Annotated in this window: 1 protein-coding gene; it reads left to right on the forward strand. The window is 66.7% G+C overall.

Annotation, left to right across the window (positions count from 1 at the left end; all coding sequences use genetic code 11):
* Positions 1–288: sugar phosphate isomerase/epimerase family protein (locus SB751_RS29575; RefSeq protein ID WP_410748969.1), on the forward strand; the 288-nt coding region annotated here is incomplete at both ends.

Below are 288 nucleotides of genomic sequence, written 5' to 3' on the forward strand. Positions count from 1 at the left end.
GCAGCGCTCGATCGCCACCGTGTCACTGTCCGGCACGCTTGCCGAGAAGCTCACCGCCATCCAGGCCGCAGGCTTCAACGGTGTCGAGATCTTCGAGAACGACCTCGTCTACTTCGATGGATCGCCCGCCGACGTGCGGCGCATGGCCGCCGATCTCGGGCTCGACATCGTGCTGTTCCAGCCGTTTCGCGACTTCGAGGGCGTGAGCCCGGCCCAGCTCGCCCGCAATCTCGACCGCATCCGGCGCAAGTTCGACGTGATGCACGCGCTCGGCACCGACCGCATCCT

Source organism: Cupriavidus sp. SIMBA_020, from assembly GCF_046535395.1.
GTDB lineage: Bacteria > Pseudomonadota > Gammaproteobacteria > Burkholderiales > Burkholderiaceae > Cupriavidus > Cupriavidus campinensis.